The sequence below is a fragment of the Ureibacillus terrenus genome (genome assembly GCF_006569205.1).
Classification (GTDB): domain Bacteria; phylum Bacillota; class Bacilli; order Bacillales_A; family Planococcaceae; genus Ureibacillus; species Ureibacillus terrenus.
Window position 1 is genome coordinate 63,987 of sequence record NZ_VIGD01000010.1, and the last position, 24,964, is coordinate 88,950.

Sequence of the window (24,964 nt, forward strand, 5' to 3'; positions counted from 1 at the left end):
AGAGTGATTGCTGAACGAGCATTAAAAACCCTTGAGTTTGATAAAGTACGTGCCCAGGTGGCCGAATTTTGCACCTCTTCCCTTGGAAAGCAACAAATTGAAAAGCTTGTGCCGGAAACGGATTTCGAGAAAGTGGGAGAACTGTTGAAAGAGATGGATGAAGGGCTCGCCATATTACGCGTCAAAGGGCATGTGCCAATGGGAGGGATTTTCGACATCCGTCCCCATGTGAAAAGGGCCCAAATCGGAGGCATGCTCAGCGCGATGGAATTGATGGAGATTTCAAGCACCATCAGGGCAAGCCGAATTTTGAGGAATTTTATTGAGGAGATAGAAGAAAAAGAAGAAATTCAAATACCGCATTTTATTGAACGGAAAAATCAATTGCCGGTCTTGACCGCTTTGCAGCATGAAATTGATGAATGCATCGACGAAAATGGGGCTGTGCTTGATTCTGCCAGCGTGGAATTAAGAAACATCAGACAGCAATTGCGTTCAGCGGAGGCAAGGGTCCGCCAAAAATTGGACAGCCTGGTGCGGGGACCCGGCGCGGCCAAAATGCTTTCGGATACCATCATCACGATCCGGAACGACCGCTATGTAATACCGGTAAAACAAGAATATCGAAGCTACTACGGCGGAATTGTGCATGATCAGTCTTCTTCGGGCCAGACATTATTTATAGAACCGGAATCGGTTGTTCAAATCAACAATGAAATTCAACGCTTAAAGGTACGGGAAAAGGCGGAAATTGAAAAGATTTTGTCCGCCCTTTCGGCAAAAGTGCGGGAAGCGGCAAGCGACTTGCTAGTTCTTGTGAACATATTAGGGGATATCGATGCCATTTTGGCCAAGGCGAAGTACGGTGCCAAAAATAAATGCACGAAGCCAGCTGTCAATAATGAAGGTTACTTGCGCTTGATCCAGGCAAGACACCCGTTGATTCCCATCGAAAAAGCGGTGCCGAATACGATTGAATTTGGCAGGGAAATTACGGCCATTGTCATCACCGGTCCGAATACAGGAGGGAAGACCGTTACTTTAAAGACGGTTGGATTATGTACATTGATGGCGCAAGCGGGGTTGCCCATACCGGCATCGGATGGTTCTGAACTCTCCGTTTTCCGTCAAGTATTCGCTGATATCGGGGATGAACAATCCATCGAGCAATCATTGTCCACCTTCTCTTCCCATATGGTGAACATTGTAGGCATATTAAACCAATTTGATGAGCATTCCTTAATTTTATTTGACGAGCTTGGCGCAGGTACGGATCCACAAGAAGGAGCGGCGCTTGCCATTTCCATTCTGGATGAAGTGGTGGGGCGCGGAGCCCGCGTTATGGCGACGACCCACTATCCTGAGCTGAAAGCTTATGCCTATAACCGGAAAGGGGTCATCAATGCCAGTGTGGAATTCGATATTGAGACGTTGAGCCCCACTTACCGCCTGTTGATTGGCGTTCCCGGCCGTTCCAATGCATTTGAAATATCAAAAAGGCTTGGTTTGAAGGATTCCATTATTAACCGGGCGAAATCTTTCACGGGAACTGACCGCCGGGAAGTGGAATCAATGATTGCTTCCCTTGAAGAAAGCAGAAGAAAAGCGGAACAGGATGCGGAAGAAGCACATGAAATATTGCTGGAAGCCCAGAAATTGCATGACGAGCTGGAAGAGAAGCTGAATGAATGGAATATAAAAAAAGAAAGTCTTGAGAACAAGGCAAAAGAGAAAGCGCGGCACATTATCGAAAACGCCAAGAAAGAGGCGGAACAGATCATCAAAGAATTGCGGGAAATGCAACAGAATGCAAACCGGGTGATCAAGGAACATGAGCTGATTGAAGCGAAAAAGCGGTTGGAAGACATTCTTCCGGAAGAAAATCCAATCCTGAAAAAACAGGCCAAAATCCGTGAGCGGGCGCAAAACCTCCAGCCGGGGGATGAAGTGAAAGTGTTAAGCTTCGGACAAAAAGGAACGCTCATCGAAAAAGCATCAGAGCATGAGTGGGTTGTGCAAATTGGCATGCTGAAAATGAAAATCGATGAATCGGATTTGGAGTATGTCGCACCGGAAAAAGAAAAACAGGCCGTGAAGCTGACAACGGTGAAAAACCGCAATCCTCATGTCAAGTGGGAATTGGATTTGCGGGGCGAGCGGCTGGAAGATGCCATTTTAAAAACCGAAAAGTATCTTGATGACGCCCTTCTTGCCAATTACAGCCGCGTCACGATTATACATGGAAAAGGGACAGGCGCTTTGCGCCAAGGAATTCATGAATATTTGAGAAAACATAAACGGGTGCGTTCATTCCGGTTGGGCGAAGCTGGTGAAGGTGGCCTGGGAGTAACGATTGTGGAACTAAAATAAAAGGGGATGGTGAATGTGGATTCAAATTTCTGGAAACATCCTTTGGTCGAAACAGCGGGTTATTTCAGTGTGGTCGTATTGTGTTTGGTGCTCGCGATGGTATTGTTCGAAGTTGTAACGAAATATAAAAACTGGGAAGAAATTAAGAAAGGAAATGTGGCTGTCGCTTTGGCGACAGGGGGGAAAATTTTGGGTGTCTGCAATATTTTCCGCTATTCCATTGAAAGGCATAACACATTTTTTGAAATGATCGGTTGGGGGTTATATGGTTTCTTTTTGTTGATCATCGCTTATTTTTTATATGAATTTTTAACACCCCAATTCAATATCGACAAGGAAATTGAGGAGGACAACCGGTCCGTCGGATTGATTTCGTTCACCATTTCGCTAGGGCTTTCCTTCGTCATCGGCGCCAGCATCTCATAGGAGGTTTTTATGGAAAAGCTAGCAAAAGTGTTGATTGTCATAGCCGTACTATTTTTTGCCATAGGAATTTATTATTTGATTGCAAAATAAAGGTTATTTTTGTTTTTTAAACAGTGGAGGAGACGCAAATATGTGTTTCCACCCTTTTTTTGCTGTTTAACGGCATTGAATAATTATTTCAAAATAATAAATAATGCAATTTTACGACATAAAACGACATAGAAAACGCCGCTGAAATTATTGAATGAAAAAGAAAATAATAGAATAATAGAGAAAAATATTTATAATTTTAAAAAAATAGTTTGAAAGTGCAATCCTTTTCAATTATAATAAATGATAACAATTGTAAGAAAATTTTCACTTTTTAAGCAAAGGGGGATGTGTGGATGTCAAATAAGGTGTGGCTTAAGCATTATCCTGCTGAGATACCGCATACATTGGAATATGAAGAAATTCCCGTCCAAACTTTTTTGACAAGGGCTTACCGGAAGAACCAAAATAAAATTGCCATCCATTTTATGGGAAGGGAATTGGATTACCGGGAACTGTATGAATCGGCATTGAAATTTGCGAATTACTTGCGTTCATTAGGGGTGGAAAAGGGCGATCGGGTGGCCATCATGTTGCCGAATTGTCCCCAGGCGGTCATCGCTTATTATGGCATTTTATATGCGGGCGGCATTGTCGTTCAGACGAATCCGCTTTATACGGAAAGGGAACTGGAATACCAGATGCAGGACTCTGAAGCAAAAGTGATATTGGCGCTGGATATTTTATATCCGCGAATTATGAAAGTGATTCGCCAGACGAAAATTGAAAACGTTATCATTACCGGGATCAAGGATTATCTTCCATTTCCGAAAAATCTTGTTTATCCGTTTATCCAAAAGAAACAATATGGTTTCAGCGTGAAAGTGGAACATCAGGGGAATACGCACTTATTTACGGAAATTATGAGGGTGGAAGAGCCGAGTCCGATTGAAGTGCCCTTCAACTTTGAAGAGGATCTCGCCCTTCTTCAATATACAGGAGGAACAACGGGCACTCCAAAAGGGGTTATGCTGACCCATAAGAACTTGATTGCCAATGCGATGATGTGCGATGCATGGCTATACAAGTGCGAGGAAGGAAAAGAAGTGGTTTTAGGTTTATTGCCTTTCTTCCATGTATACGGAATGACAACAGTGCTGATTTTAACCGTAATGAAACAAAACAAAATGGTTTTGTTGCCGAAATTTGATGTGGATCAGGTGTTAAAAACCATCCATAAACAGAGGCCGACCCTTTTCCCTGGTGCGCCGACCATGTACATCGGTTTATTGAACCATCCGGATTTGAAAAAATACGATTTGTCTTCCATCAATGCTTGCATCAGCGGTTCAGCCCCGCTTCCTGTGGAAGTGCAGGAGAAATTTGAAGAAGTGACAGGAGGAAGGCTGGTGGAAGGTTACGGCCTGACGGAGACATCGCCGGTCACACACGCAAATTTCATCTGGGATAAACGGGTGATCGGTTCCATTGGGGTTCCATGGCCGGATACAGATGCGGTCATCATGAAACCGGGTGAAAATGAAATATTGCCTCCGGGAGAAATAGGGGAAATTGCCGTACGCGGTCCGCAAGTCATGAAAGGGTATTGGAAGCGTCCGGAAGAAACTGCCCAAGTTTTTGTGGACGGATGGTTTTTGACCGGAGATTTGGGGTATATGGATGAAGAAGGTTTCTTCTATGTCGTCGACCGCAAAAAAGATGTCATCATCGCAGGCGGATTTAATATTTACCCTAGGGAAATCGAAGAAGTATTATATGAGCATGAAGCGGTCAAAGAATGTGTCGTTGCCGGGGTGCCGGACCCATATCGGGGGGAAACGGTGAAGGCATATATCGTATTAAAAGAAGGAAAAACGGTGACAGAGAAAGATCTGGACCGATATTGCCGGCAACATTTGGCAGCGTATAAAGTGCCGCGCATCTATGAATTCAGGGATTCATTGCCTAAAACGGCGGTAGGAAAAGTATTAAGGAGAATATTGGTTGAAGAAGAGAAAATGAAGCTCAAAGAACTTCAGGCAAATTAAATATATGTAATATTGACAGAATGTTCATAAAATTATAATATGAAAATATGAATGAATAATCATTCATATTTTCATATTTTTTGGTGGTGAACATTGTGAATCGTGATAAACCGAAATACATGCAAATTATAGATGCCGCGGTGATTGCAATTGCAGAAAACGGTTATCATAAAACGCAAATCTCAAAAATTGCAAAGCAGGCCGGCGTTGCGGATGGGACTATTTACCTGTATTTCAAGAATAAAGAGGATATTTTGATTTCTTTGTTTAAAGAAAAAATGAGTGTTTTTATCGAAAGTTTGCAAGAGATCATCGAAATGGAGACAAGCGCTACGGAAAAACTATCAAAGATGATTGACAACCATTTTAAGGTGCTGGCCAACAACCGTCATCTTGCGACCGTCACCCAGCTGGAATTGCGCCAATCCAATAAAGAGTTAAGGTTAAAAATAAATGCCATTTTAAAAGAATATTTGAAGCTTCTCGATAATATATTGATAGAAGGCATGATGAATGGCGAGTTCAATCCGACGATGGATGTGAGGGTGGCAAGGCAAATGGTATTTGGCACCATCGATGAAACGATCACATCCTGGGTGATGAACGACTTTCGATATGATCTCTTAGACAATGCGCCAAAAGTCAAACACTTATTGCTCAATGGAATAAAAAACAAATAAGGGAGTGTCGTCATGGAATTTCTCAATTGGAAATTGGAAGAAGGAGTTGCAATTGTTTCCATCAATCGTCCTCCTGCCAATGCGTTGGCACAGAAACTCATCCGCGAATTGGATGAATTATTGACAGAAATTGAACAAAACAATGATGTCAGAGTTGTTCTGCTGCATGGAGAAGGACGATTCTTCTCGGCAGGCGCCGATATCAAAGAGTTTACATCGGTTTCAACGCAAGCCGAAGCGGTGGAGCTTTCAGAAAATGGACAAACTGTTTTCAACCGCATCGAGTCTTTCCCGAAACCGGTCATCGCAGCAATCCACGGGGCAGCACTGGGCGGCGGATTGGAACTTGCGATGAGCTGCCATATTCGTTATGTTGCAGAAGATGCGAAATTGGGGCTTCCTGAATTGAATCTTGGTATTATTCCTGGATTCGGAGGGACACAAAGACTTCCCCGCTATGTCGGAACGGCAAAGGCGGCTGAAATGATTTTTACAGGCGAGCCGATTTCAGGCAAAGAGGCTGTTGAATGGGGACTAGCGAATAAAGCAGTCCCGCAGGAAGAATTATTGCCGCAAGCTTTGGAGCTGGCGAAAAAGATTGCCAAAAAGAGCCCTGTTTCGTTGAAAGCCGCCATTCATGCATTGCAATATGCAAAAGCATCCTTTGAAGACGGAATCAAAGCCGAAGCCGAACAATTCGGCATCGTGTTCCAATCGGAAGATGCAAAAGAAGGAATCCAGGCATTCATTGAAAAACGTCAACCTGCATTCAGCGGAAAATAATTGATTTAGGGGGTTATCATACATGAATATTTTCGTATTAATGAAACGCACTTTCGATACAGAAGAAAAAATCGTAATTGAAAATGGCCAAATCCAGGAAGAAGGCGCTGAATTCATCATCAACCCTTATGATGAATATGCCATCGAAGAAGCAATCCAAGTAAGAGACCAGCATGGCGGCAAAGTGACGGTGATTTCCCTGGGAAGTGAAGAAGCGGAAAAACAACTCCGTACTGCCCTTGCAATGGGTGCCGACGAAGCGGTTTTAATCAATGTCGAAGATGATGTGGAAGAGCTGGATCATGCCGGCGCGGCTTATATTTTGGCTGAGTATTTGAAAGACAAAAATCCGGATTTAATTTTGGCAGGGAATGTGGCGATTGACGGCGGTTCCGGCCAAACTGGCCCTAGAGTTGCCGATCTGCTCGGCATCAATTATGTAACGACAATCACAAAATTAGAAATCGATGGAACTAACGTAAAAATTGTCCGTGATGTTGAAGGAGATTCCGAAATTATTGAAACAAGCCTGCCTCTCCTCGTGACAGCTCAACAGGGCTTAAACGAGCCAAGATATCCTTCTTTGCCGGGCATCATGAAAGCGAAGAAAAAACCGCTTGAAGAGTTGGAGCTGGATGATTTGGATATCGATGAAGACGATGTGGAACCGAAAATCGAAACAGTGGAAGTATTTTTGCCTCCAGCCAAATCTGCCGGACGCATTTTGCAAGGCGATTTAAAAGTCCAAGTGAAAGAACTGGTGAACTTATTGCACACAGAAGCGAAAGTAATTTAATGGATCTAATGAATAACAGAATGGAAGCGTCATAGCCGTAGATAAAATCGATTCGTACAGTAATGGAGGGAGTACAATGTCAAAAAAAGTATTAGTATTAGGTGAAGTTCGTGACGGCGCTTTGCGCAACGTTTCTTTTGAAGCGATTGCGGCCGCGAAACAAATTTCCGATGGCGGAGAAGTGGTTGCTGCCCTTTTCGGCGACCAGGTGGCGGATCTGGCAAAAGAATTGATTGCATACGGTGCTGACCGAGCGCTCGTTGTGGAACATCCGCATTTAAAATTCTATACATCCGATGGGTACAGCCAGGCATTGCTCGCGCTAATTGAACAAGAAAAACCTGAAGGGATCGTCATCGGCCACACTGCTTTGGGAAAAGACCTGTCCCCGAAAGTGGCATCCCGCCTGCAGGCAGCATTAATTTCAGACGTTACTGAAATCGAGGGTTCAGGCGATGATGCGGTATTTGTTCGCCCGATTTATTCCGGTAAAGCATTTGAAAAAGTAAAATTCAAAGAAGGGCTTGTATTTATTACTGTTCGTCCGAACAATATCGCGCCGCTTGAAAAAGATGCAGGCCGTACAGGAGACGTCCAATCCGTTTCCGTAGATATCAAAAACTTGCGCACAATCGTGAAAGAAGTCGTCCGCAATGCCTCAACGGGTGTGGATTTATCCGAAGCGAAAGTGATCGTTTCAGGAGGACGCGGCGTGAAGTCCGCGGAAGGATTCAAACCGTTGAAAGAACTTGCGGACTTGTTGGGCGGTGCTGTAGGAGCTTCCCGTGGCGCCTGCGATGCCGGCTATTGCGATTATGCAATGCAAATAGGACAAACCGGCAAAGTCGTAACACCGGATTTGTATATTGCTTGCGGCATTTCCGGGGCGATCCAGCACTTGGCCGGCATGTCCAACTCAAAAGTGATTGTTGCCATCAACAAAGATCCGGAAGCAAATATTTTTAAGGTGGCGGATTATGGTATTGTCGGAGACTTGTTCGAAGTGGTTCCATTATTAATTGAAGAAATTAAAGCATTGAAAGTGAATGCTTAAACCGCAGAACGAAATGTTCATATATTGCCACGTCTCAATGGTTTGAGATGTGGCAGTTTTTTGTAGTATGATAAATTTCGCCGGCGGGCAAAATATCGCATATTAAGAAAGTTTGAACTTTACTGGAAGAGTTTCGAGTTCCGGAACTCTTTACTACACTTTCCATTTTCCACATGCTATACTACATAAAGATGTAATATTAAGGAGGCATTTAAATGGCAATTGTACATGCTACGGATCAAAACTTCGCGCAAGAAATTTCTTCAGGTTTGGTATTAGTAGATTTCTGGGCAAACTGGTGCGGACCATGCAAAATGATTGCACCTGTTTTGGAAGAACTTGATGCCGAAATGGGCTCGGAATTGAAAATCGTTAAAGTGGATGTAGATAACAATCCGGCGACAGCCGCAGATTATCAAATTATGTCAATTCCTTCTTTGCTTTTATTCAAAGATGGCCAGTTGGTTGCAAAAACTGTCGGATTCCAGCCAAAAGAAGCTTTGGTTGAGTTTATCAACAGCAATAAATAATATTCCGCAGAGCACATTGATATGTGCTCTTTTTTTATGCAAATATTTTTAAGGAAAAGCATCCATGCTGAATACTTCTCGCTTTTTATTGATGGATGCCTCTATAATAGAGTTAGCGAAAAATTGGTTGATGGTATGCAAGGTGATCTTTCATGAATGAAACAATCCAGTATAAATTGTCTTTGTTGCCTGAATTGCCCGGATGCTATTTAATGAAAGACAGGCAAGGAACGGTGATTTATGTAGGGAAAGCAAAAGTTTTAAGAAACAGGGTGCGCTCCTATTTTACCGGTACCCATGATGGTAAGACCCAACGCCTGGTCAGCGAAATCGAAGACTTTGAATACATCGTTACATCCAGTGATCTGGAAGCTTTAATCCTGGAACTCAACTTGATTAAACAATATGACCCGAAATATAACGTCATGTTGAAGGATGACAAAAGTTATCCTTATATAAAAATCACCAACGAAAAATATCCAAGAATCATCACGACGAGAAAGGTGAAAAAAGATAAGGCGAAATATTTCGGCCCTTATCCGAATGTTTCTGCCGCGAATGAAACAAAAAAACTATTAAACCGCATTTATCCATTGAGGAAATGCAACCGGCTTCCTGACCGGGTTTGTTTGTATTATCATATCGGACAATGCTTGGCGCCATGCGTCAAAGACGTGGATCCGAAAATTTATGAAGAAATGACGGATGAGATCGCGAAATTCTTAAACGGCGGACATGAAGACGTGAAAAAAGAACTGGAGAAAAAAATGATGGAAGCCGCGGAAAAGCTTGAATTCGAAAGAGCAAAGGAATATCGGGATCAAATCCAAAATATTGAAACGGTCATGGAAAAACAAAAAATTGTATCGGGCGATTTCACTAACCGTGATGTATTCGGCTATTCGGTGGAAAAAGGATGGATGTGCGTCCAAGTATTCTTTGTACGGCAAGGGAAATTAATCGAAAGGGATGTTTCCATTTTTCCGATATACCGGGATCCTGAAGAAGAGTTTTTAACATTTGTCGGCCGTTTTTACGATGAACACATAAAACCCAAGGAGATTTTGATTCCGGATACGATTGATAAAACTATTTTAGAAAAGTTTTTGAATATAAAAGTACTGGTTCCGAAACGTGGATCGAAGAAGGAACTGGTAGAGCTGGCAAAGAAAAATGCGATGCTGGCCCTCGAAGAGAAATTCCAGCTTATCGAACGGCAGGAAGAACGGACAATCGGCGCATGCCAACAATTGGGCGAAGCGATGAATATTCCGGCTCCCCTCCGCATTGAAGCGTTCGATAACAGCCATATGCATGGCGCGGATCCGGTCAGTGCGATGGTCGTATTTATTGACGGAAAACCGGCGAAAAAAGAGTATCGCAAATATAAATTGAAAGAAACGGCAAAACATGATGACTATGGAGCGATGCAAGAGGTCATCCGCAGACGGTATATCCGCGTATTAAAGGAAAATTTGCCGCTTCCCGATTTGATCATTGTGGATGGCGGAAAAGGGCAAATGGAAGTCGCACGTGAAGTGCTGGAAGACGAACTGGGACTTTCGATTCCGATTGCAGGGCTTGTGAAAGATGAAAAACACCGCACATCGGAACTTTTATACGGCGACCCTCCCGCTGCGATTCCTTTGGAAAAAACGAGCGATGCCTTTTATTTGCTTCAGCGCATCCAGGATGAAGTGCACCGTTTTGCAATCACGTTTTTGAGACAGCGACATCAAACCAGCGCGTTCCGTTCCGCTCTTGATGGAATTGAAGGGGTGGGTCCAAAACGGAAAAAGCAATTATTAAATCATTTCGGCTCCATCAAAAAAATCAAACAGGCGACCGTGGAAGAACTGATGGAAGCAAAAATGCCCAAATCAGTTGCAGAAGCCATTTATCGACATTTTCATGAAGACACATTGTCAAAGGAATAGCTGTATGATATTGTAAATTTAAAGTTGAATCGTTTCGTTTCAGGAAAGATGCGGGGATAGCGGTACCCGTCTCAAAAGGAACTTCCAAAATGAGCTTTTGGAAGAGATAGCGCCGGATATTTTCCGTATTCTTGCTTTATTGCAATAGAAAATAAAAGGTTTGGGGAGCTCTCTCAAAAGAATGTGCTGTTGATTGAGGCAGCTTTTCACCACCCTTGTGAAGAGTTGCTTTTTTCTTTCGAAATAGAAGCATGGCAATATCACTGGTTTTGTGAGATTAAGGGGAGTGTGACAATGATTAACATTGTAGTGAAATTGGATGAAAAAAATTTGTCTTCACCGGAACAAATCGGAGAAACCGCCAAAAGGCTGATTGAAGAGAAGAAATTTGGCCGCAATGTTGTGGCGGTCGTTCCCCCAACATCGTTGCTCAATGGCAGTGTGGAAAAAATCGTCCACTCGCTTTCCGATTCTCCTGCGGAAAAGGAATTGGATGTCATCCATTCGACAAACGCCCTGGTGGCGAGCAGTTTGCTGTCCATCGCCATTCAAAAAAGGGGGTTCAGGTCCCAATCTCTCGCCGGTTGGCAAGTCGGAATCAAAACGACACGAAAAACATCCGGATACGCCCGTATCGAAGATGTCAACGGCGATGTCATCATCGAGCGGTTTAAAAAAGGGGAAATAGTGATTGTCGCAGGTGGACAAGGGGTTGATGAAGAAAATAATATCACACTCCTTGGGGAAGGCGGTGCTGATACGACAGCCGTTGCGATTGGAAAAAGCATTGGCGCTGAACGGGTGGAAATTTATGCGGAGCTTGACGGGGTGTATACGGGCGATCCGAATGTGGTGCAGCATGCCCGCAAACTGAAAGATATTACATATGATGAAATGTTGGAATTGTCTTATTTAGGTTCGAAAATCGTTCATCCGAGAGCGGTGGAGTTGGCCAAAAAATTTGAAATGCCCCTCGTCGTCCGCTCCAGTACAAAAAATGTCCGTGGTACAGTCATTAAGGGAGAGATTGAAATGGAAAAAAATTTGATTGTCCGTGGTGTCGCATATGAAACAGACATCATCCGTTTTACTGTCGGTTATGAAACATTGGAAAAATCTTCCCTTGCCAATTTATTCAATACATTAGCAAAACACCATGTCAATGTGGACATTATCGTTCAATCTGTCATGGAAGAAGTAAAACCGACCATTTCTTTTTCCATCGCGAAAGAGGATTTGGCGAATGCTGTGAAGGTGCTTGAAGATCACAAGGAGGAGCTTGGTTTTCAATTTGCGGATTTTGAAGTCGGTTTGGCGAAAGTGTCAATTGTCGGTTCCGGCATGGTTTCCAATCCGGGAGTGGCCGCAAAAATGTTTGCACGCTTATGCAAGGAAAACATTCCGGTGAAAATGGTTTCCACATCGGAGATCAAAGTCTCCGTAGTTGTACCCCAAGACGATATGATTCGTGCGGCGAATGCGTTGCATGATGAATTCGGCCTTGCGGAAGAGTTGGCATGAAATAAAAAAGGGGCGCTTTTGCCCCTTATTGCTCAATTTTTTCCTTCAAATCCATTTTTACTGTAAAAATAACTTGTTCCTGATGTTCTTTTTTCTCTTCAAAACATTCGGTCAAATAGCCTTTAAAATTTTGGATTTGTTCGGCGATAAACCCGGCTTCCAACCGGAAATTCCGCTCTTTGATTTTCAGCAATTCCGGGTCATTCGTCAACCGGAAAACAAAACCGTCCTTCATTTCCTTCTCCAGGGCGAGATCGCCCCAACCGGCATCTTTAAAAAAGGAAATGATCAAAGGGATATCGGTGCACGGGAATTTCCGAGCCAAATCTTTGCCTGCCCAATAAAGGATATCGTTCTCGTGCTTCCCTAATATAGATGGTAATAAATAATCTCTTATGAGTTCATAGCCAAATAAAGGAAACGTTTTTTGAACAGATGACATAATACAAGAACCTCTTTCTAGATTTTACTTTTTTTTACGAGATTATTGAAATGTCTAAAAATAGATAAAAAATGCATTTTCGAGAATGAATGGTAATTTTTCCAGAGAAAAACGGAAAATTTTTAGCCCAACAAATATTCATAACGTACCTTGACGGTAATAGTTCATGAGGGTACAATGAACTTGTCATAATATTGTACCATTATGATTCATACAGTCAATGCATAAAGCGTTTACAATTTGTGACGACTTATTGACTACTATTTCTATCATTTAAGGGGGTAAAAGTCTTGCAAAAGTATGAGTTTTACTGGCGCCGACTACATTCTTTACTTGGTGTTATTCCTGTAGGGCTATTCTTAGTATTCCACTTGTCTCTTAACTTCACTGCAACAGGTGGGGCAGAGACATACGACTCAGCGACTGGGGTAATGGATTATATCCCTGGCTGGCTATTATTGACTATTGAATGGATTGTGATCTACATTCCAATTTTATTCCACGGATTATATGGAATTTATATTGCCTTTACAGCGACACCAAACAACAAGCGCTTCAGTACATTCCGTAACTGGATGTTCTTATTGCAACGCATTACGGGCGTGTTCCTTGTAATTTTCATTGCTTGGCACATGTTCCAAACTCGCATCCAAAAAGCTTTAGGCAATGCCGAAGTAAGCTTCGATATGATGAAAAATATCGTGGACAATCCTTGGATGTTGGCATTCTATATTGTAGGTATCCTATCAGCTACATTGCACTTATCCAATGGTTTATGGGCATTCTGCGTAAGCTGGGGTATCACACAATCGCCACATTCCCAAAAAGTATTCTCATGGCTTTCAATGATTTTCTTCGTAATCATCAGCATTATCGGTGTATCAGCAATTCTAGCATTCGTATGATTTAACAGAACATCCAATTAGAAAAGAGGAGTGAAACTTAGTCATGGCCAAAAAGAAATTAATCGTTGTTGGTGGCGGCTTAGCCGGTCTGATGGCAACGATGAAAGCAGCCGAAATGGGTACTGAAGTAGAACTATTCTCATTAGTTCCTGTTAAACGCTCACACTCAGTTTGTGCACAAGGCGGAATTAATGGGGCAGTAAATACAAAAGGTGAAGGGGATTCTCCATGGATCCACTTTGACGATACAATCTACGGCGGTGACTTCTTGGCGAACCAACCGCCAGTTAAAGCGATGTGCGAAGCGGCACCTGGTATCATTCATATGTTTGACCGTATGGGAGTTATGTTTAACCGTACTCCTGAAGGTTTGCTTGACTTCCGCCGTTTCGGTGGTACTTTGCATCACCGCACAGCATTCGCGGGTGCGACAACTGGTCAGCAATTGCTATATGCGCTTGATGAACAAGTTCGCCGCTACGAAGTGGAAGGTTTAGTTACAAAATATGAACACTGGGAATTCCTAGGCGTTGTTCTTGATGATGAAGGACGTTGCCGTGGTATCGTAGCACAAGACTTGAAAACTTCCGAAATCAAAGCATTCCGCTCTGATGCCGTAATCATGGCAACAGGTGGACTTGGAATGATTTTCGGTAAATCCACAAACTCTGTCATCAACACTGGTTCTGCGGCATCCATCGTTTATCAACAAGGTGCTTCTTATGCAAACGGTGAGTTCATCCAAATTCACCCAACTGCCATCCCAGGTGATGACAAAAACCGCTTGATGAGTGAATCTGCCCGCGGTGAAGGCGGACGTATCTGGACTTATAAAGATGGTAAACCTTGGTACTTCTTGGAAGAAAAATATCCTAAATACGGTAACTTGGTACCACGCGATATCGCGACGCGCGAAATCTTCGACGTGTGCGTAAACCAAAAATTGGGTATCAACGGCGAAAACCTTGTATACCTAGACTTGTCCCATAAAGATCCGCACGAACTCGATATCAAACTGGGCGGTATCATCGAAATTTATGAAAAATTCGTTGGCGACGACCCTCGCAAAGTTCCAATGAAAATCTTCCCAGCAGTTCACTACTCAATGGGCGGATTATGGGTTGACTATGATCAAATGACTGAAATCCCTGGTCTGTTTGCTGCTGGTGAGTGCGACTATTCTCAACACGGAGCGAACCGCTTAGGCGCCAACTCATTGCTTTCTGCGATCTACGGCGGTATGGTTGCCGGACCAAACGCAGTAAAATACATGGAAGGCTTATCAAAACATGCTGAAGATCTTCCACAATCTTTATATGATGCATATGTAAAACAAGAACAGCAAAAATGGGATAACATCCTAAAAATGGACAAAGGTAATGAAAACGCATACTTGCTCCATAAAGAACTTGGCGAATTGATGACAGACAACGTAACAGTTGTACGTTACAATGACCGCCTACAAAAAACATATGATACACTTGGCGACATGTTGGAGCGTTGGGAAAACATCAACATCCACGATACTCAAAAATGGAGCAACCAAGGTGCACACTTTACTCGTCAATTGAAAAATATGCTATATCTTGCGCGAGTAATTACAAAAGGCGCATTGTTGCGTAACGAATCTCGCGGTGCGCACTATAAACCAGAATTCCCTGAACGTGACGATGAAAACTTCTTAAAAACAACTATGGCGAAATTCGATCCATCTACTGGCGAGCCAATCATTACTTATCAAGAAGTGGACGTTTCATTAATTCCACCTCGTAAACGTGACTACTCTTCGAAAGGAGATAATTAATCATGAGTACACAACAAGTGGAAAGTGGAAAAACTGTAAGATTTAAAATTTTACGTCAAGATAACCCAAACGGGCCAAGCCGTTGGGAAGAATTTGAAGTACCTTACCGCCCAGGGATGAACGTTATTTCAGCGTTGATGTATATCCGTCAAAACCCTGTAACTGCTGATGGAAAAGAAACAACTCCAGTTACGTGGGATATGAACTGCCTCGAAGAAGTTTGTGGTGCATGTTCGATGGTGATTAATGGTCGTCCACGTCAGTCTTGTTCAGCGTTGGTTGATCAATTGGAACAACCAATCCGTTTGGAACCAATGAAAACTTTCCCGGTTGTGCGTGACTTGCAAGTTGACCGCAGCCGCATGTTCAACGCATTGAAAAAAGTTAAAGCATGGATTCCTATTGACGGAAGCTACGACTTAGGTGAAGGTCCACGGATGCCTGAGCGCAAACGTCAATGGGCATACGAATTATCAAAATGCATGACTTGCGGTGTGTGCTTTGAAGCTTGTCCAAACGTTTCCGAGAAATCCAACTTCATTGGTCCGGCGCCACTTTCTCAAGTACGTCTATTCAATACACACCCAACAGGTGCGATGAATAAAGACGAACGTTTAGATGCAATTATGGGCGAAGGTGGACTTGCAAACTGCGGTAACTCCCAAAACTGCGTAGCTGCATGTCCTAAAGGAATTCCTTTGACAACATCCATTGCATCCTTAAACAGAGCGACGACTGTACACATGTTCCGCAAATTCTTCGGTTCAGACCACATGGTAGACTAATCATAAACAAAAGCAGCCAATTCGGTTTTCTGAATTTGGCTGCTTTTTTTTTGAAATCAAGAACATTTTTTTGCTATTTGCATAATATAGGAGGCGGTTTCCATGGGAACCCCATCAAGTAGATTCCATCCTACAAATTTTCAACCATCTCCAACAACGTTCGACAGTTTCCTTCATTTCTAAGAAAAGGGAAGTATTGTATAATAATGATTGCTATATTAAAAACAAGGGGATGGGAATATGAAAGAAACATATATCGAAGATTTGGAGCAATGGGAAAAGGAATTCACATTTTATACAGAAGAAATTGTCCGTTTTTCCGATGTAGACATGTATGGCCACCTCAACAATGTCGTACCTTTTTCATATTTCGAACATGCGCGGATCGAATACTTCAAGTCTCTGAATATAAAAAACAATTGGGGTTCTCAGGAGGAACAAAAAATCCCTGTGGTGGCGGATATTCAATGCGATTATTTAAAACAAGTGTATTACGGCGAGAAACTGCGGGTTTATGTAAAAACCGCCCGACTAGGAAATTCCTCGATTGACCTTCATTACATGGTGAAAAATGAAAAAGGGGAAATTGTTCTAACAGGAAGAGGCGCTTTAGTGCAGATCGACAAGGAAACGGGCAGACCGGCGCCTTGGACCGAAGAACAAAAGATAATATTGTGCGGGAAATAGTAAAAATGCCCTCACAGCATCACCCTTCCTGACATACCTTACATAGAGAGGAGATAGGAGGGTGTTGCCTTATGAGTAGCCCGCAGCATCGTTCGCTACTAACGAAAAGAGAGCGGGAAATATTTCAGTTGTTAATTCTGGATTATTCAACAAAGGAAATATCCCAAAAATTGGGTATCAGTGAAAAAACGGTGCGTAACCATATTTCAAACACAATCCAAAAGCTGGGGGTTTCCAGCAGGTCACAGGCACTAATTGAATTATTAAGGCTAGACGAACTTTCATTACACTAAAAACAAAATCTTTTTATGTCAAATTACTATATAAATCAATAATTTTCTCCTATATTAAAATAATAAAATTTGAAGCAAATATATGAAAAATTGGCATGTTTAATGATGGGATGAATCGGGCACATTAGCATTGATGATTCTTTCCAAGTTTTTTAGTGGGCGTTCCAATGAAGATTGACGCTTCTTCCTATCTTTGTTTTTTGATAAAGAATCGTTGAACTTGGTAAAGATTTAAGCCAAAATAGAATAGATAATATATCAAACAAATGAAATAGGATAGAGGCGGTATAAGTGAATGCCCCAATAGGCGTAATTGATTCAGGTGTTGGCGGCTTAACGGTAGCAAAGCAAATCATGAGAGCTTTGCCAAATGAAACGATTTATTATATCGGTGATACTGCAAGGTGCCCCTATGGCCCACGTAAAAGTGGCGAAGTGCTCACTTTTACGATGCAGTTGGCAAAAGCTCTGGAGCAAAAGGATGTCAAACTGCTCGTCATCGCCTGTAATACAGCAACAGCAGTTGCCCTTGATGCATTAAGAAAAGAACTTTCCATTCCAGTAGTAGGTGTCATCAATGCAGGAGCCCGGGCGGCAATCAAAAAAACAAAGCGGAATGAAATTGTTGTCCTTGCTACAGAAGGAACCATTAGAAGCGGTGCATATGAAAGAGCGCTACTTTCTTTAAATACAAAAGCAAAAATCATTCCTTTGGCGTGTCCGACATTCGTACCGCTTGTAGAAAGCGGGGAATATGAAGGGCAATTCGCTTTTGAACTCGTAGCAAACGGTTTGATGCCGCTAAAAAATAAAAGTTTCGATACAGTCATTTTAGGCTGTACCCATTATCCGATGATTCAGCATCATATCGAAAAAGTTGTGGGACCTGATGTAACGGTTTTATCATCAGCGGAAGAAACAGCAAAAGAAGTAAAGGAACTTTTAGTGAACCTTGATTTGTTGCGAACTGAAAAAAGCGAACCGCATCATATTTTTTATGTAACCGGTTCAGTGCCGATTTTTCGCACAATTGCTGAAAACTGGTTGGAAAGAAAAGAGTTGGATATCAGAAAAATAAAATTAAATTAATAAATCCTCAAACTCCCATTGCGTCTCATGCGATTCAGTACAGATGCGGCGTTTTCCGAATCGGTTGTACCGAATTGCATGAGACATGAAGAAAGCTCGAAAGGTCCTTTTCGAGCTTTTTTACTTGTAGACAAGTGCTACAAGCTATAAAAGATTGTATGCCCAAGTGCATTTAAAAATGTGCAACGCTTTTTTCAAAAGGAAAAGTATGTTAAGATATGGACGATTATTTTTAGGAGGAAAGCGCATGAGAACAGATGGAAGAGAAGTCAATCAATTAAGACCGGTATCAATCGAAACAGATTATTTAATGCATCCGGAAGGATCCGTATTAATTCAGGTGGGGAATACAAAAGTGATTTGTACGGCAACAATCGAAGATAAGGTGCCAAGTTTTCTTCGCGGACAAGGCAAAGGATGGATTACCGCGGAATATTCAATGCTGCCTAGAGCCACAAAAGAACGGACAATCCGCGAATCTGCCCGAGGCAAAATCAGCGGACGGACGATGGAAATTCAACGATTGATTGGACGGGCCTTAAGGGCAGTCGTTGATCTGGAAGCCTTTGGAGAACGCACGATATGGATTGACTGCGATGTCATTCAGGCGGATGGCGGAACACGGACAGCTTCCATTACCGGGGCATTCGTGGCTTTGACACAGGCGGTCGCAAAAATCCATAAAGAAACGCCTTTTGAAAAATTTCCGATTACGGATTTTTTGGCCGCAACAAGCGTCGGAATCCTTGAATCCAATGGGGCAGTATTGGATTTGAACTTTGAGGAAGATTTTGAAGCGATGGTGGATATGAACCTTGTCATGACAGGAAGCGGACGCTTCGTCGAAATCCAGGGTACCGGCGAAGAAGCCACATTTTCGCGCGAAGAATTAAACACATTGCTGGAACTTGGAGAAAAAGGAATCCGGGAATTAATCGAAATCCAAAAATCGGTTCTCGGAGAAGATGCAAAACTAATCGAGGATGCAAAATTACAACAAACTGAGGAAGCCGGGGAGTCAGAGAATCATGAAGCAAGTAGTCATAGCAACGAAAAATAAAGGGAAAGCAAAAGATTTTGAGGCCATTTTCAAGCCGCTTGACTATGAGGTTGTCACGATGCTGGATATCGCGAGCGACATGGAAATCGAGGAGACAGGTTCAACCTTTGAAGAAAATGCGATTATAAAGGCGGAAACCCTTTCAAAAGCCCTTGGAAAAATCGTCATAGCGGATGACAGCGGTTTGGAGGTGGACGCCCTTGGAGGCGAACCGGGCGTGTTTTCCGCCCGCTACGCGGGGGATCATGACGATGAAGCGAATATTCAAAAAGTGCTTGAGAAATTAATAGGGGTGCCGGATGAAGAACGCACGGCCCGTTTCGTCTGCGCCATTGCGATCAGCGGTCCGGACATCGAAACGAAAACGTTCCGGGGCACCTGCGAAGGGAAAATTTTGCATGAAAAGCGGGGCACAAACGGTTTCGGCTATGATCCCATTTTCTATGTTCCGGAATTGGGCCGCACAATGGCCGAATTGACGCCGGAAGAAAAAGGGGCCATCTCCCATCGCGGGAATGCCATCCGGAAATTGACAAAAGAACTTCCAAACATTTTGAAATGATTGAAAAGATAATTATTTTCTATTATTAATTGAATCCTCCATAAGAATTCGTTATAGTAGTAGGGAACAATTGTTGAGATGGAGGAAATGAAATGATACCAAACTGTCCAAAATGCAATTCGGAATATACGTATGAAGACGGAAATTTGTTGGTTTGCCCTGAATGCGCCTACGAATGGACAGGGGAAGAACAGGCAGAAGAAAATGGGCTGGTCGTTAAAGACGCCTATGGAAATATTCTGCAAGACGGTGATTCCGTGACGATCATCAAAGATTTGAAGGTAAAAGGAACTTCATCCGTTTTAAAAATGGGAACAAAGGTGAAAAACATCCGGTTAGTGGAAGGCGACCATAACATCGATTGCAAAATTGACGGTTTTGGAGCGATGAAGCTGAAATCGGAATTCGTGAAGAAAGCATAAAAGGGGCTCAAGCAGCCTCTTTTTTTATGGATTGCAAATTGAAATTCGGGGCAGATAAAATTATGGAAGCAAGTATTTTTCTAAAAGGATTTGCATATCTACTCTATAACACATTTTGGAGTTAGGAGTCTGAGGCTTTTACATTTTTGGCAAAATTGTTTAATATCATTTATGAGGATGATGTTTCGCTTTTAGATATCAGACGGTTAGGGGGAAGGCAATGAGAATATTAGTGATGAGCGACACCCATGGAGACGCGGAAATTATCCGGAAGGTGCGGAATCGCCATCCGGAGGCGGATACGGTCATTCACTGCGGGGACAGTGAACTCGATTATGAGCATCCCTATTTGGAAGGGGCGAAACGGGTCCGGGGAAATTGCGACCGGGACAAACGTTTTCCTAATGAAGAATTGTTCGAAGCGGAAGGAAAAAAGATTTTGGTGACCCATGGCCATTTATTCAATGTAAAGTCCACGACGCTGAATTTATTCTACCGCGCGAAAGAAGTGGAAGCGGATGCGGTATTCTTCGGCCATTCCCATTTGCTTGGGGCGGAGTTGATCGATGATATTTTGTTTGTCAATCCGGGCAGTTTGTTAAAGCCGCGCGGAATCGATCAAAAAAGCTATGTGCTTGTAGATTTCCTTGAGGAGATTTGGAAGGTGACGGCCTACACCGATCAAGGGGAAGAAATCTTTCAGACAGAGTTTGTTCAGGAATAATCGGATGAACATGTAGTGTGAAAATTATCAAAAAATTTCATTTTGCTGTTGACATTTTCACACTACACTAATATAATAAATATTGTCCGTCGGGGAAATGAAAAAATGAAAAAATGAAAAATGTCTCAGTAGCTCAGCTGGATAGAGCAACGGCCTTCTAAGCCGTCGGTCGGGGGTTCGAATCCCTCCTGGGACGCTAGAAAAAAGCCTTACAGCCTCCATGGTTGTAAGGCTTTTTATTGCAGTTTTCAAAACAAGAAGGTTTCCCTGATAAGTTGATAGGTTAAAAGGGGATAAAAAAGAAGGCATTATCCAAATGCCTTGGGGGAAACGGAGGGTCTGTCACCATATGAACAAGATCAGCGCGGCCGCGGCGATGCCGACATAAATCCAGAAGGAATTTTCCTTCATGCAAGATGTGAATCTTTTCATTTCATCCCCTCCTTTTCATTACAATGTATTCCTTTATAAAATACAAAGTATGAACAAATGCACCAATCTCTGCTGATTCGTTATCTTTTTTCAATCAAGTCCTCATCAAAATATATACCACATCCGGCGCAAGAAAAAACAAGGCGTCACAGCGACGCCTTGCCTTTGACCACTTTTCCGGTGATGGTGATCGAGCAATCCTCTTCCTCGATGGTCAATTCCACTGTTTCTCCAACATAGACGGGCGATTGGAAATGCAGCCGGAATACCGCCGGGAATTGCATGTTGTCGAATTCGTTTGCCAGGATGCCCCAAACCTTTGCCATCGTCAACATGCCATGGGCGACTTTTCCGGAAAATCCATGGGCTTTTGCGTATTCAGGATTCAGATGGATCGGATTGACATCCCCTGACAGCTCCGCATAGCTTTCAATATCCTGTTCGGTCACTTTAAACCGTATTGTTTTCAAAGAAACCACCTGCAATCAAATGAGAGATTCCGTTAAAACAAAGATGATTCTCCTGATCAAAGATTACCAGTTCTTCAATCAGAAACCATCTGCCTTGGCGAAATGAATGGCTGCGCAACTTGACGGCTCCAACATAAGCCCTGTCCGCATACATGATCCGATGCGGCCTGCATTCCTGCTTACGCAGTATAACGGGTTCGGCCAGTTGCCATGGTTTTTCGATGTGCCGATAGGCGATCATCGGAAGGGCAGGGGGGAGGGGGATTCCTTCAAAGCCTTCCTCTAATGCCGCTTCCAAACTGTAATAGATCGCCTTTTTCACACCTGCCAAACCGCAATACCGCTGGACTTCTTCTTTCGTAAAATGAAAAGAAAAATATTCCGATTTCAAATGATCACCTCATGTATTCAAGAGGAAGCCTCCTTCTTTTTGCAAACCAAAAAGAAAAGGGGAAGCGCCATCTTTTTATATACGTGGAAGAAGATTTTCCTCCGCTTCTGCGGTTTCACACCGTTTCAAACAGCACGGCTACCCCGACGCCGCCGCCGCTTCCGATTGCGGCAAGAACGTACCTCGCCTGTGGCCGGCGCTGAACTTCGTAAAACAACCTTGTTACCAATACCGCCCCGGAGGCCCCGTATGGATGGCCAATCGCAAGGGCGCCTCCACGTACATTTAATTTTACATAAGGAATCGACAGTTCCCGGGCGCACGCGACAACCTTGGAAGCAAAGGCTTCGTTGATTTCGATGAGATCCAGATCGCCAATCGTCAATCCGTTCCGTTCCAGCAGCGCCTTGATTGCCGGCACCGGGGCAACTCCCGGATAAAAAGGGTGCACCCCTGAAACCTGGCTGTCCACGAAACGGAGAACCGGCTGATACCCCAGTTTTTCTGCAAGATGCGCCTCCATCACAAGCACTGCGCCTGCTCCGTCATGGATGCCGCAGCTGTTCGCAGCCGTGACCGTTCCATTTTTTACAAAAGCTGGAGCCGCCCGCTTGATGATTTTTTCTATATTCCGTTTGCGGCGCCAAACCTCATCCTGTTCCAAATCTCCTATGGGAAGTATTTCCTCTTCATGGAATCCCAGCTCAAAAGCCTCTCTGCTCCGCTTCCAGCTCAACAATGCATATTCATCCTGCATTTCCCTGGTGATGCGAAACTTTTCAGCAACATATTCCGCCGCCACTCCCATATCCGGATCGCCGATGGAATCCGGCGAAAAACGGGCCCGCTTCGGGAAGGGGGAGGTGCTGGCGCTCTCAACTCCCCCTGCGATGAAGCATGAACCGGAGCCGGCGCGAATCAAAAGGCAGGCCATCCGGACGGCTTCAAGCCCTGCGGAACACTGACGGTCAAGCGTAATTCCCGGCACGGAAAAGGGGAGGCCTGCTTCCAAAGCCGATAGACGGGCGATATTGCCCCCCGGACCGACGACATTGCCGAGAATCACATCATGGATATGCTGTTCAATACCTGCCGATAAATGGGACAGGAGCGGCGCGGCCAATTGATGGGGTTCCAGATGTTTTAAGGCGCCTTTCTCGCGGGCTATCGGTGTTCTTTTTGCAGCCACAATCACGGCCTCGTTCATTTTGTCCTCCCCCTTCGCTTTTCCGGCAAGTCCTGTTGCATTCTGGTGGAAAAAATTATAAAGCCGCACCCGCCGATTTCCCCTCGAGCAGCGCCCCGAGTTCCCCCCTGGCGATTTTTCCGCTTGTCGTCAAGGGCATTTCTTCAATAAAAAACCATTTGCGCGGAACTTTATAGGAAGCCAAATGTTTTTTGCATAATCTTTTTAATTCGAGAACGGATGCCTTCCCCTGAATGACAGCAGCGGGAATCTGCCCCCAATAAGGGTCCTTCAATCCGGCCACTGCCGCTTTTTCCACTCCCGGATGCATCGATAATACCGCTTCGATTTCTTCGGGGAAAATATTTTTTGCCCCGTACAAAATCATATTGTTTTCCCGTCCGGCAAGATAAAGATTCCCTTCCTGGTCCATCCAGCCCAAATCATCCACCGTAATCCAGCCTTCATCATCCGCTATGGATTGCACCGATTGACCCGGTTCATGAATATAGCCGATGAATGTCATCGGACTTCGCACATAAATTTTACCGATTTCGCCTATTTCACAGATTTCTCCGTTTTTGCGGCGAATTTGAATCTCTACGTTATGAAAAGGGCGGCCGACGGAATCCGGTTTGATGTCATCCTTGGAAAAGGTGACAAAACTCAGTTCGCCCGCTCCGTAAAATTCATACAAGTGAAGGTTCGGAAACATCTTGCGGATTCTTTGACGGGTATGGGTTTCAAGTTTCGCACCGGAGGAAATCATTTTCAGGGGCTTCGGTACATTCACATTTTCTCTTAAAAGCGCTTCGGCCATTGTCGGCACTAAATACATGACCGTCAGCGGAGATTCTTCCAATTTCATAAGCGTTTTCACAGGAGAAAATTTCTCCAATAAATGCACGGTTCCTCCGATGTATAAAGTGCTCATTGCGCCATATAAAAAATGGGAATGAAGAAGAGGCCCGGGAATCAGCACATGGTCGTTTTCCCCGATTCCCAAATCGCACCGTGTGCATGCAAAGCTTTCGATCCAGGACGAATGGGAGCGGATAAAAGCTTTCGGTGAACCGGTCGATCCGGAAGTGAAACCGAGATAAAAGGGAAGCGACTGGTCGCTTACTTCCGATCTTACCGGTGTCGGCACTTCTTCCAAGTCTTTTTTCCATTCTTCCCAAACCAACAGATTTGGATGAAGCCCTTTCACTTTTGGAAGGAAACCTGCCGTTGTAATCAGGACATCGGGTTGCGCCAGTTGAAGGCGTTTGGAAAGTTCCTGCTTCTTCCATTTCAAATCAAGGGGAACCGCGATCCATCCGGCTGCTACAGCCCCTGCAAAAAGTAGAAGAAACGGAATTCCGTTCGGCAAAAAGAATGCGGCGGTTTTGTTTTTTGAGCTTCCGGCTTGAAACCAGGCAGCCGTTTTCCGCACCATTTCATCCCATTGGCGGTATGTCAACATTTGATGATCGGCAATGATGGCGGCTTTGTCGGGAAAATGCTGCGCATGCCGCGAATAAGGTGAAGTAATCAT

At 43.7% G+C, this 24,964-nt stretch carries 25 protein-coding genes and 1 tRNA gene; 21 read left to right on the forward strand and 5 right to left on the reverse strand.

The annotated features are described in order from the left end of the window. Nucleotides 1-3: 3 nt before the first annotated feature. The 10 genes from FKZ59_RS08945 (at nucleotide 4) to FKZ59_RS08990 (ending at nucleotide 12,175) form a co-directional block, all read left to right on the forward strand. Nucleotides 4-2,370: an endonuclease MutS2 gene (locus FKZ59_RS08945; protein ID WP_141602416.1), complete on the forward strand. Its 2,367-nt coding sequence runs from the start codon at nucleotides 4-6 to the stop codon at nucleotides 2,368-2,370. 6 nt (nucleotides 2,371-2,376) lie between these two features. Next, nucleotides 2,377-2,796 carry a DUF350 domain-containing protein gene (locus tag FKZ59_RS08950; RefSeq protein WP_141602417.1) on the forward strand — a complete coding sequence of 140 codons (420 nt, stop codon included), beginning with the start codon at nucleotides 2,377-2,379 and terminating at the stop codon, nucleotides 2,794-2,796. A 386-nt stretch (nucleotides 2,797-3,182) separates the two neighbouring features. Further along, a complete protein-coding gene (locus FKZ59_RS08955) occupies nucleotides 3,183-4,874 on the forward strand; it encodes a long-chain-fatty-acid--CoA ligase (RefSeq protein ID WP_141602418.1) in 1,692 nt (563 codons plus the stop codon). A gap of 95 nt (nucleotides 4,875-4,969) precedes the next feature. Beyond that, nucleotides 4,970-5,554, forward strand: coding sequence for a TetR/AcrR family transcriptional regulator (locus FKZ59_RS08960; protein ID WP_141602419.1), 585 nt, complete (start codon nucleotides 4,970-4,972; stop codon nucleotides 5,552-5,554). 12 nt (nucleotides 5,555-5,566) lie between these two features. Further along, complete coding sequence (locus FKZ59_RS08965) at nucleotides 5,567-6,337, forward strand: enoyl-CoA hydratase (RefSeq protein ID WP_141602420.1); 771 nt, start codon at nucleotides 5,567-5,569, stop codon at nucleotides 6,335-6,337. A 22-nt stretch (nucleotides 6,338-6,359) separates the two neighbouring features. Next, the gene (locus tag FKZ59_RS08970; RefSeq protein ID WP_141602421.1) at nucleotides 6,360-7,133 is read left to right on the forward strand and encodes an electron transfer flavoprotein subunit beta/FixA family protein; all 774 of its coding nucleotides are present in this window, start codon (nucleotides 6,360-6,362) and stop codon (nucleotides 7,131-7,133) included. 76 nt (nucleotides 7,134-7,209) lie between these two features. Beyond that, on the forward strand, nucleotides 7,210-8,187 hold the full coding sequence (locus tag FKZ59_RS08975; protein ID WP_141602422.1) for an electron transfer flavoprotein subunit alpha/FixB family protein: 978 nt from the start codon (nucleotides 7,210-7,212) through the stop codon (nucleotides 8,185-8,187). 215 nt (nucleotides 8,188-8,402) lie between these two features. Continuing rightward, complete coding sequence (trxA, locus tag FKZ59_RS08980; protein ID WP_141602423.1) at nucleotides 8,403-8,717, forward strand: thioredoxin; 315 nt, start codon at nucleotides 8,403-8,405, stop codon at nucleotides 8,715-8,717. Between the two features lie 152 nt (nucleotides 8,718-8,869). Then, on the forward strand, nucleotides 8,870-10,654 hold the full coding sequence (uvrC, locus tag FKZ59_RS08985) for an excinuclease ABC subunit UvrC (protein ID WP_141602424.1): 1,785 nt from the start codon (nucleotides 8,870-8,872) through the stop codon (nucleotides 10,652-10,654). A gap of 294 nt (nucleotides 10,655-10,948) precedes the next feature. Beyond that, nucleotides 10,949-12,175, forward strand: coding sequence for an aspartate kinase (locus FKZ59_RS08990; RefSeq protein ID WP_141602425.1), 1,227 nt, complete (start codon nucleotides 10,949-10,951; stop codon nucleotides 12,173-12,175). 25 nt (nucleotides 12,176-12,200) lie between these two features. Here the strand turns inward: FKZ59_RS08990 and FKZ59_RS08995 are convergent, their stop codons facing one another. Next, nucleotides 12,201-12,617, reverse strand: a complete 417-nt coding sequence (locus FKZ59_RS08995) for a YslB family protein (RefSeq protein WP_141602426.1) — start codon at nucleotides 12,615-12,617, stop codon at nucleotides 12,201-12,203. Between the two features lie 290 nt (nucleotides 12,618-12,907). Between FKZ59_RS08995 and FKZ59_RS09000 the strand changes: the two genes are divergently transcribed. The 11 genes from FKZ59_RS09000 (at nucleotide 12,908) to FKZ59_RS09050 (ending at nucleotide 21,144) form a co-directional block, all read left to right on the forward strand. Further along, nucleotides 12,908-13,522, forward strand: coding sequence for a succinate dehydrogenase cytochrome b558 subunit (locus FKZ59_RS09000; RefSeq protein ID WP_141602427.1), 615 nt, complete (start codon nucleotides 12,908-12,910; stop codon nucleotides 13,520-13,522). Nucleotides 13,523-13,565: 43 nt separating this feature from the next. Beyond that, complete coding sequence (sdhA, locus tag FKZ59_RS09005) at nucleotides 13,566-15,326, forward strand: succinate dehydrogenase flavoprotein subunit (protein WP_141602428.1); 1,761 nt, start codon at nucleotides 13,566-13,568, stop codon at nucleotides 15,324-15,326. A gap of 2 nt (nucleotides 15,327-15,328) precedes the next feature. After that, nucleotides 15,329-16,111 (forward strand): succinate dehydrogenase iron-sulfur subunit, encoded by a 783-nt coding sequence (gene sdhB / locus FKZ59_RS09010; protein ID WP_141602429.1) that lies wholly within the window; start codon nucleotides 15,329-15,331, stop codon nucleotides 16,109-16,111. A gap of 240 nt (nucleotides 16,112-16,351) precedes the next feature. Beyond that, nucleotides 16,352-16,798, forward strand: a complete 447-nt coding sequence (locus FKZ59_RS09015) for an acyl-CoA thioesterase (RefSeq protein ID WP_141602430.1) — start codon at nucleotides 16,352-16,354, stop codon at nucleotides 16,796-16,798. A 71-nt stretch (nucleotides 16,799-16,869) separates the two neighbouring features. Further along, on the forward strand, nucleotides 16,870-17,091 hold the full coding sequence (locus FKZ59_RS09020; protein WP_016837203.1) for a helix-turn-helix domain-containing protein: 222 nt from the start codon (nucleotides 16,870-16,872) through the stop codon (nucleotides 17,089-17,091). Between the two features lie 291 nt (nucleotides 17,092-17,382). Further along, complete coding sequence (gene racE / locus FKZ59_RS09025; RefSeq protein WP_141602431.1) at nucleotides 17,383-18,180, forward strand: glutamate racemase; 798 nt, start codon at nucleotides 17,383-17,385, stop codon at nucleotides 18,178-18,180. Nucleotides 18,181-18,427: 247 nt separating this feature from the next. Next, entirely contained in the window at nucleotides 18,428-19,240 is an 813-nt protein-coding gene (gene rph, locus FKZ59_RS09030; protein WP_141602432.1) for a ribonuclease PH, read from the forward strand. Further along, nucleotides 19,209-19,802 (forward strand): XTP/dITP diphosphatase, encoded by a 594-nt coding sequence (locus FKZ59_RS09035; RefSeq protein ID WP_141602433.1) that lies wholly within the window; start codon nucleotides 19,209-19,211, stop codon nucleotides 19,800-19,802. The genes rph and FKZ59_RS09035 overlap by 32 nt, the downstream gene beginning before the upstream one ends. Before the next feature lie 92 nt (nucleotides 19,803-19,894). Beyond that, a complete protein-coding gene (locus tag FKZ59_RS09040; RefSeq protein WP_141602434.1) occupies nucleotides 19,895-20,224 on the forward strand; it encodes a zinc ribbon domain-containing protein YjdM in 330 nt (109 codons plus the stop codon). 220 nt (nucleotides 20,225-20,444) lie between these two features. Beyond that, nucleotides 20,445-20,948, forward strand: a complete 504-nt coding sequence (locus tag FKZ59_RS09045) for a metallophosphoesterase (RefSeq protein WP_141602435.1) — start codon at nucleotides 20,445-20,447, stop codon at nucleotides 20,946-20,948. Between the two features lie 122 nt (nucleotides 20,949-21,070). Further along, nucleotides 21,071-21,144 (forward strand) — tRNA-Arg (locus FKZ59_RS09050). A 382-nt stretch (nucleotides 21,145-21,526) separates the two neighbouring features. Here FKZ59_RS09050 and FKZ59_RS09055 read toward each other — a convergent pair. The 4 genes from FKZ59_RS09055 to FKZ59_RS09070 all read right to left on the reverse strand — a co-directional run bounded on the left by FKZ59_RS09055 (nucleotide 21,527) and on the right by FKZ59_RS09070 (nucleotide 24,964). Further along, complete coding sequence (locus FKZ59_RS09055; RefSeq protein ID WP_181733242.1) at nucleotides 21,527-21,850, reverse strand: MaoC family dehydratase; 324 nt, start codon at nucleotides 21,848-21,850, stop codon at nucleotides 21,527-21,529. After that, complete coding sequence (locus FKZ59_RS09060) at nucleotides 21,831-22,241, reverse strand: hotdog family protein (protein WP_141602437.1); 411 nt, start codon at nucleotides 22,239-22,241, stop codon at nucleotides 21,831-21,833. Before FKZ59_RS09060 ends, FKZ59_RS09055 begins: the two co-directional genes overlap by 20 nt. Before the next feature lie 115 nt (nucleotides 22,242-22,356). Continuing rightward, a complete protein-coding gene (locus tag FKZ59_RS09065; protein ID WP_141602438.1) occupies nucleotides 22,357-23,448 on the reverse strand; it encodes an acetyl-CoA C-acyltransferase in 1,092 nt (363 codons plus the stop codon). A gap of 55 nt (nucleotides 23,449-23,503) precedes the next feature. Further along, complete coding sequence (locus tag FKZ59_RS09070; protein WP_141602477.1) at nucleotides 23,504-24,964, reverse strand: AMP-binding protein; 1,461 nt, start codon at nucleotides 24,962-24,964, stop codon at nucleotides 23,504-23,506.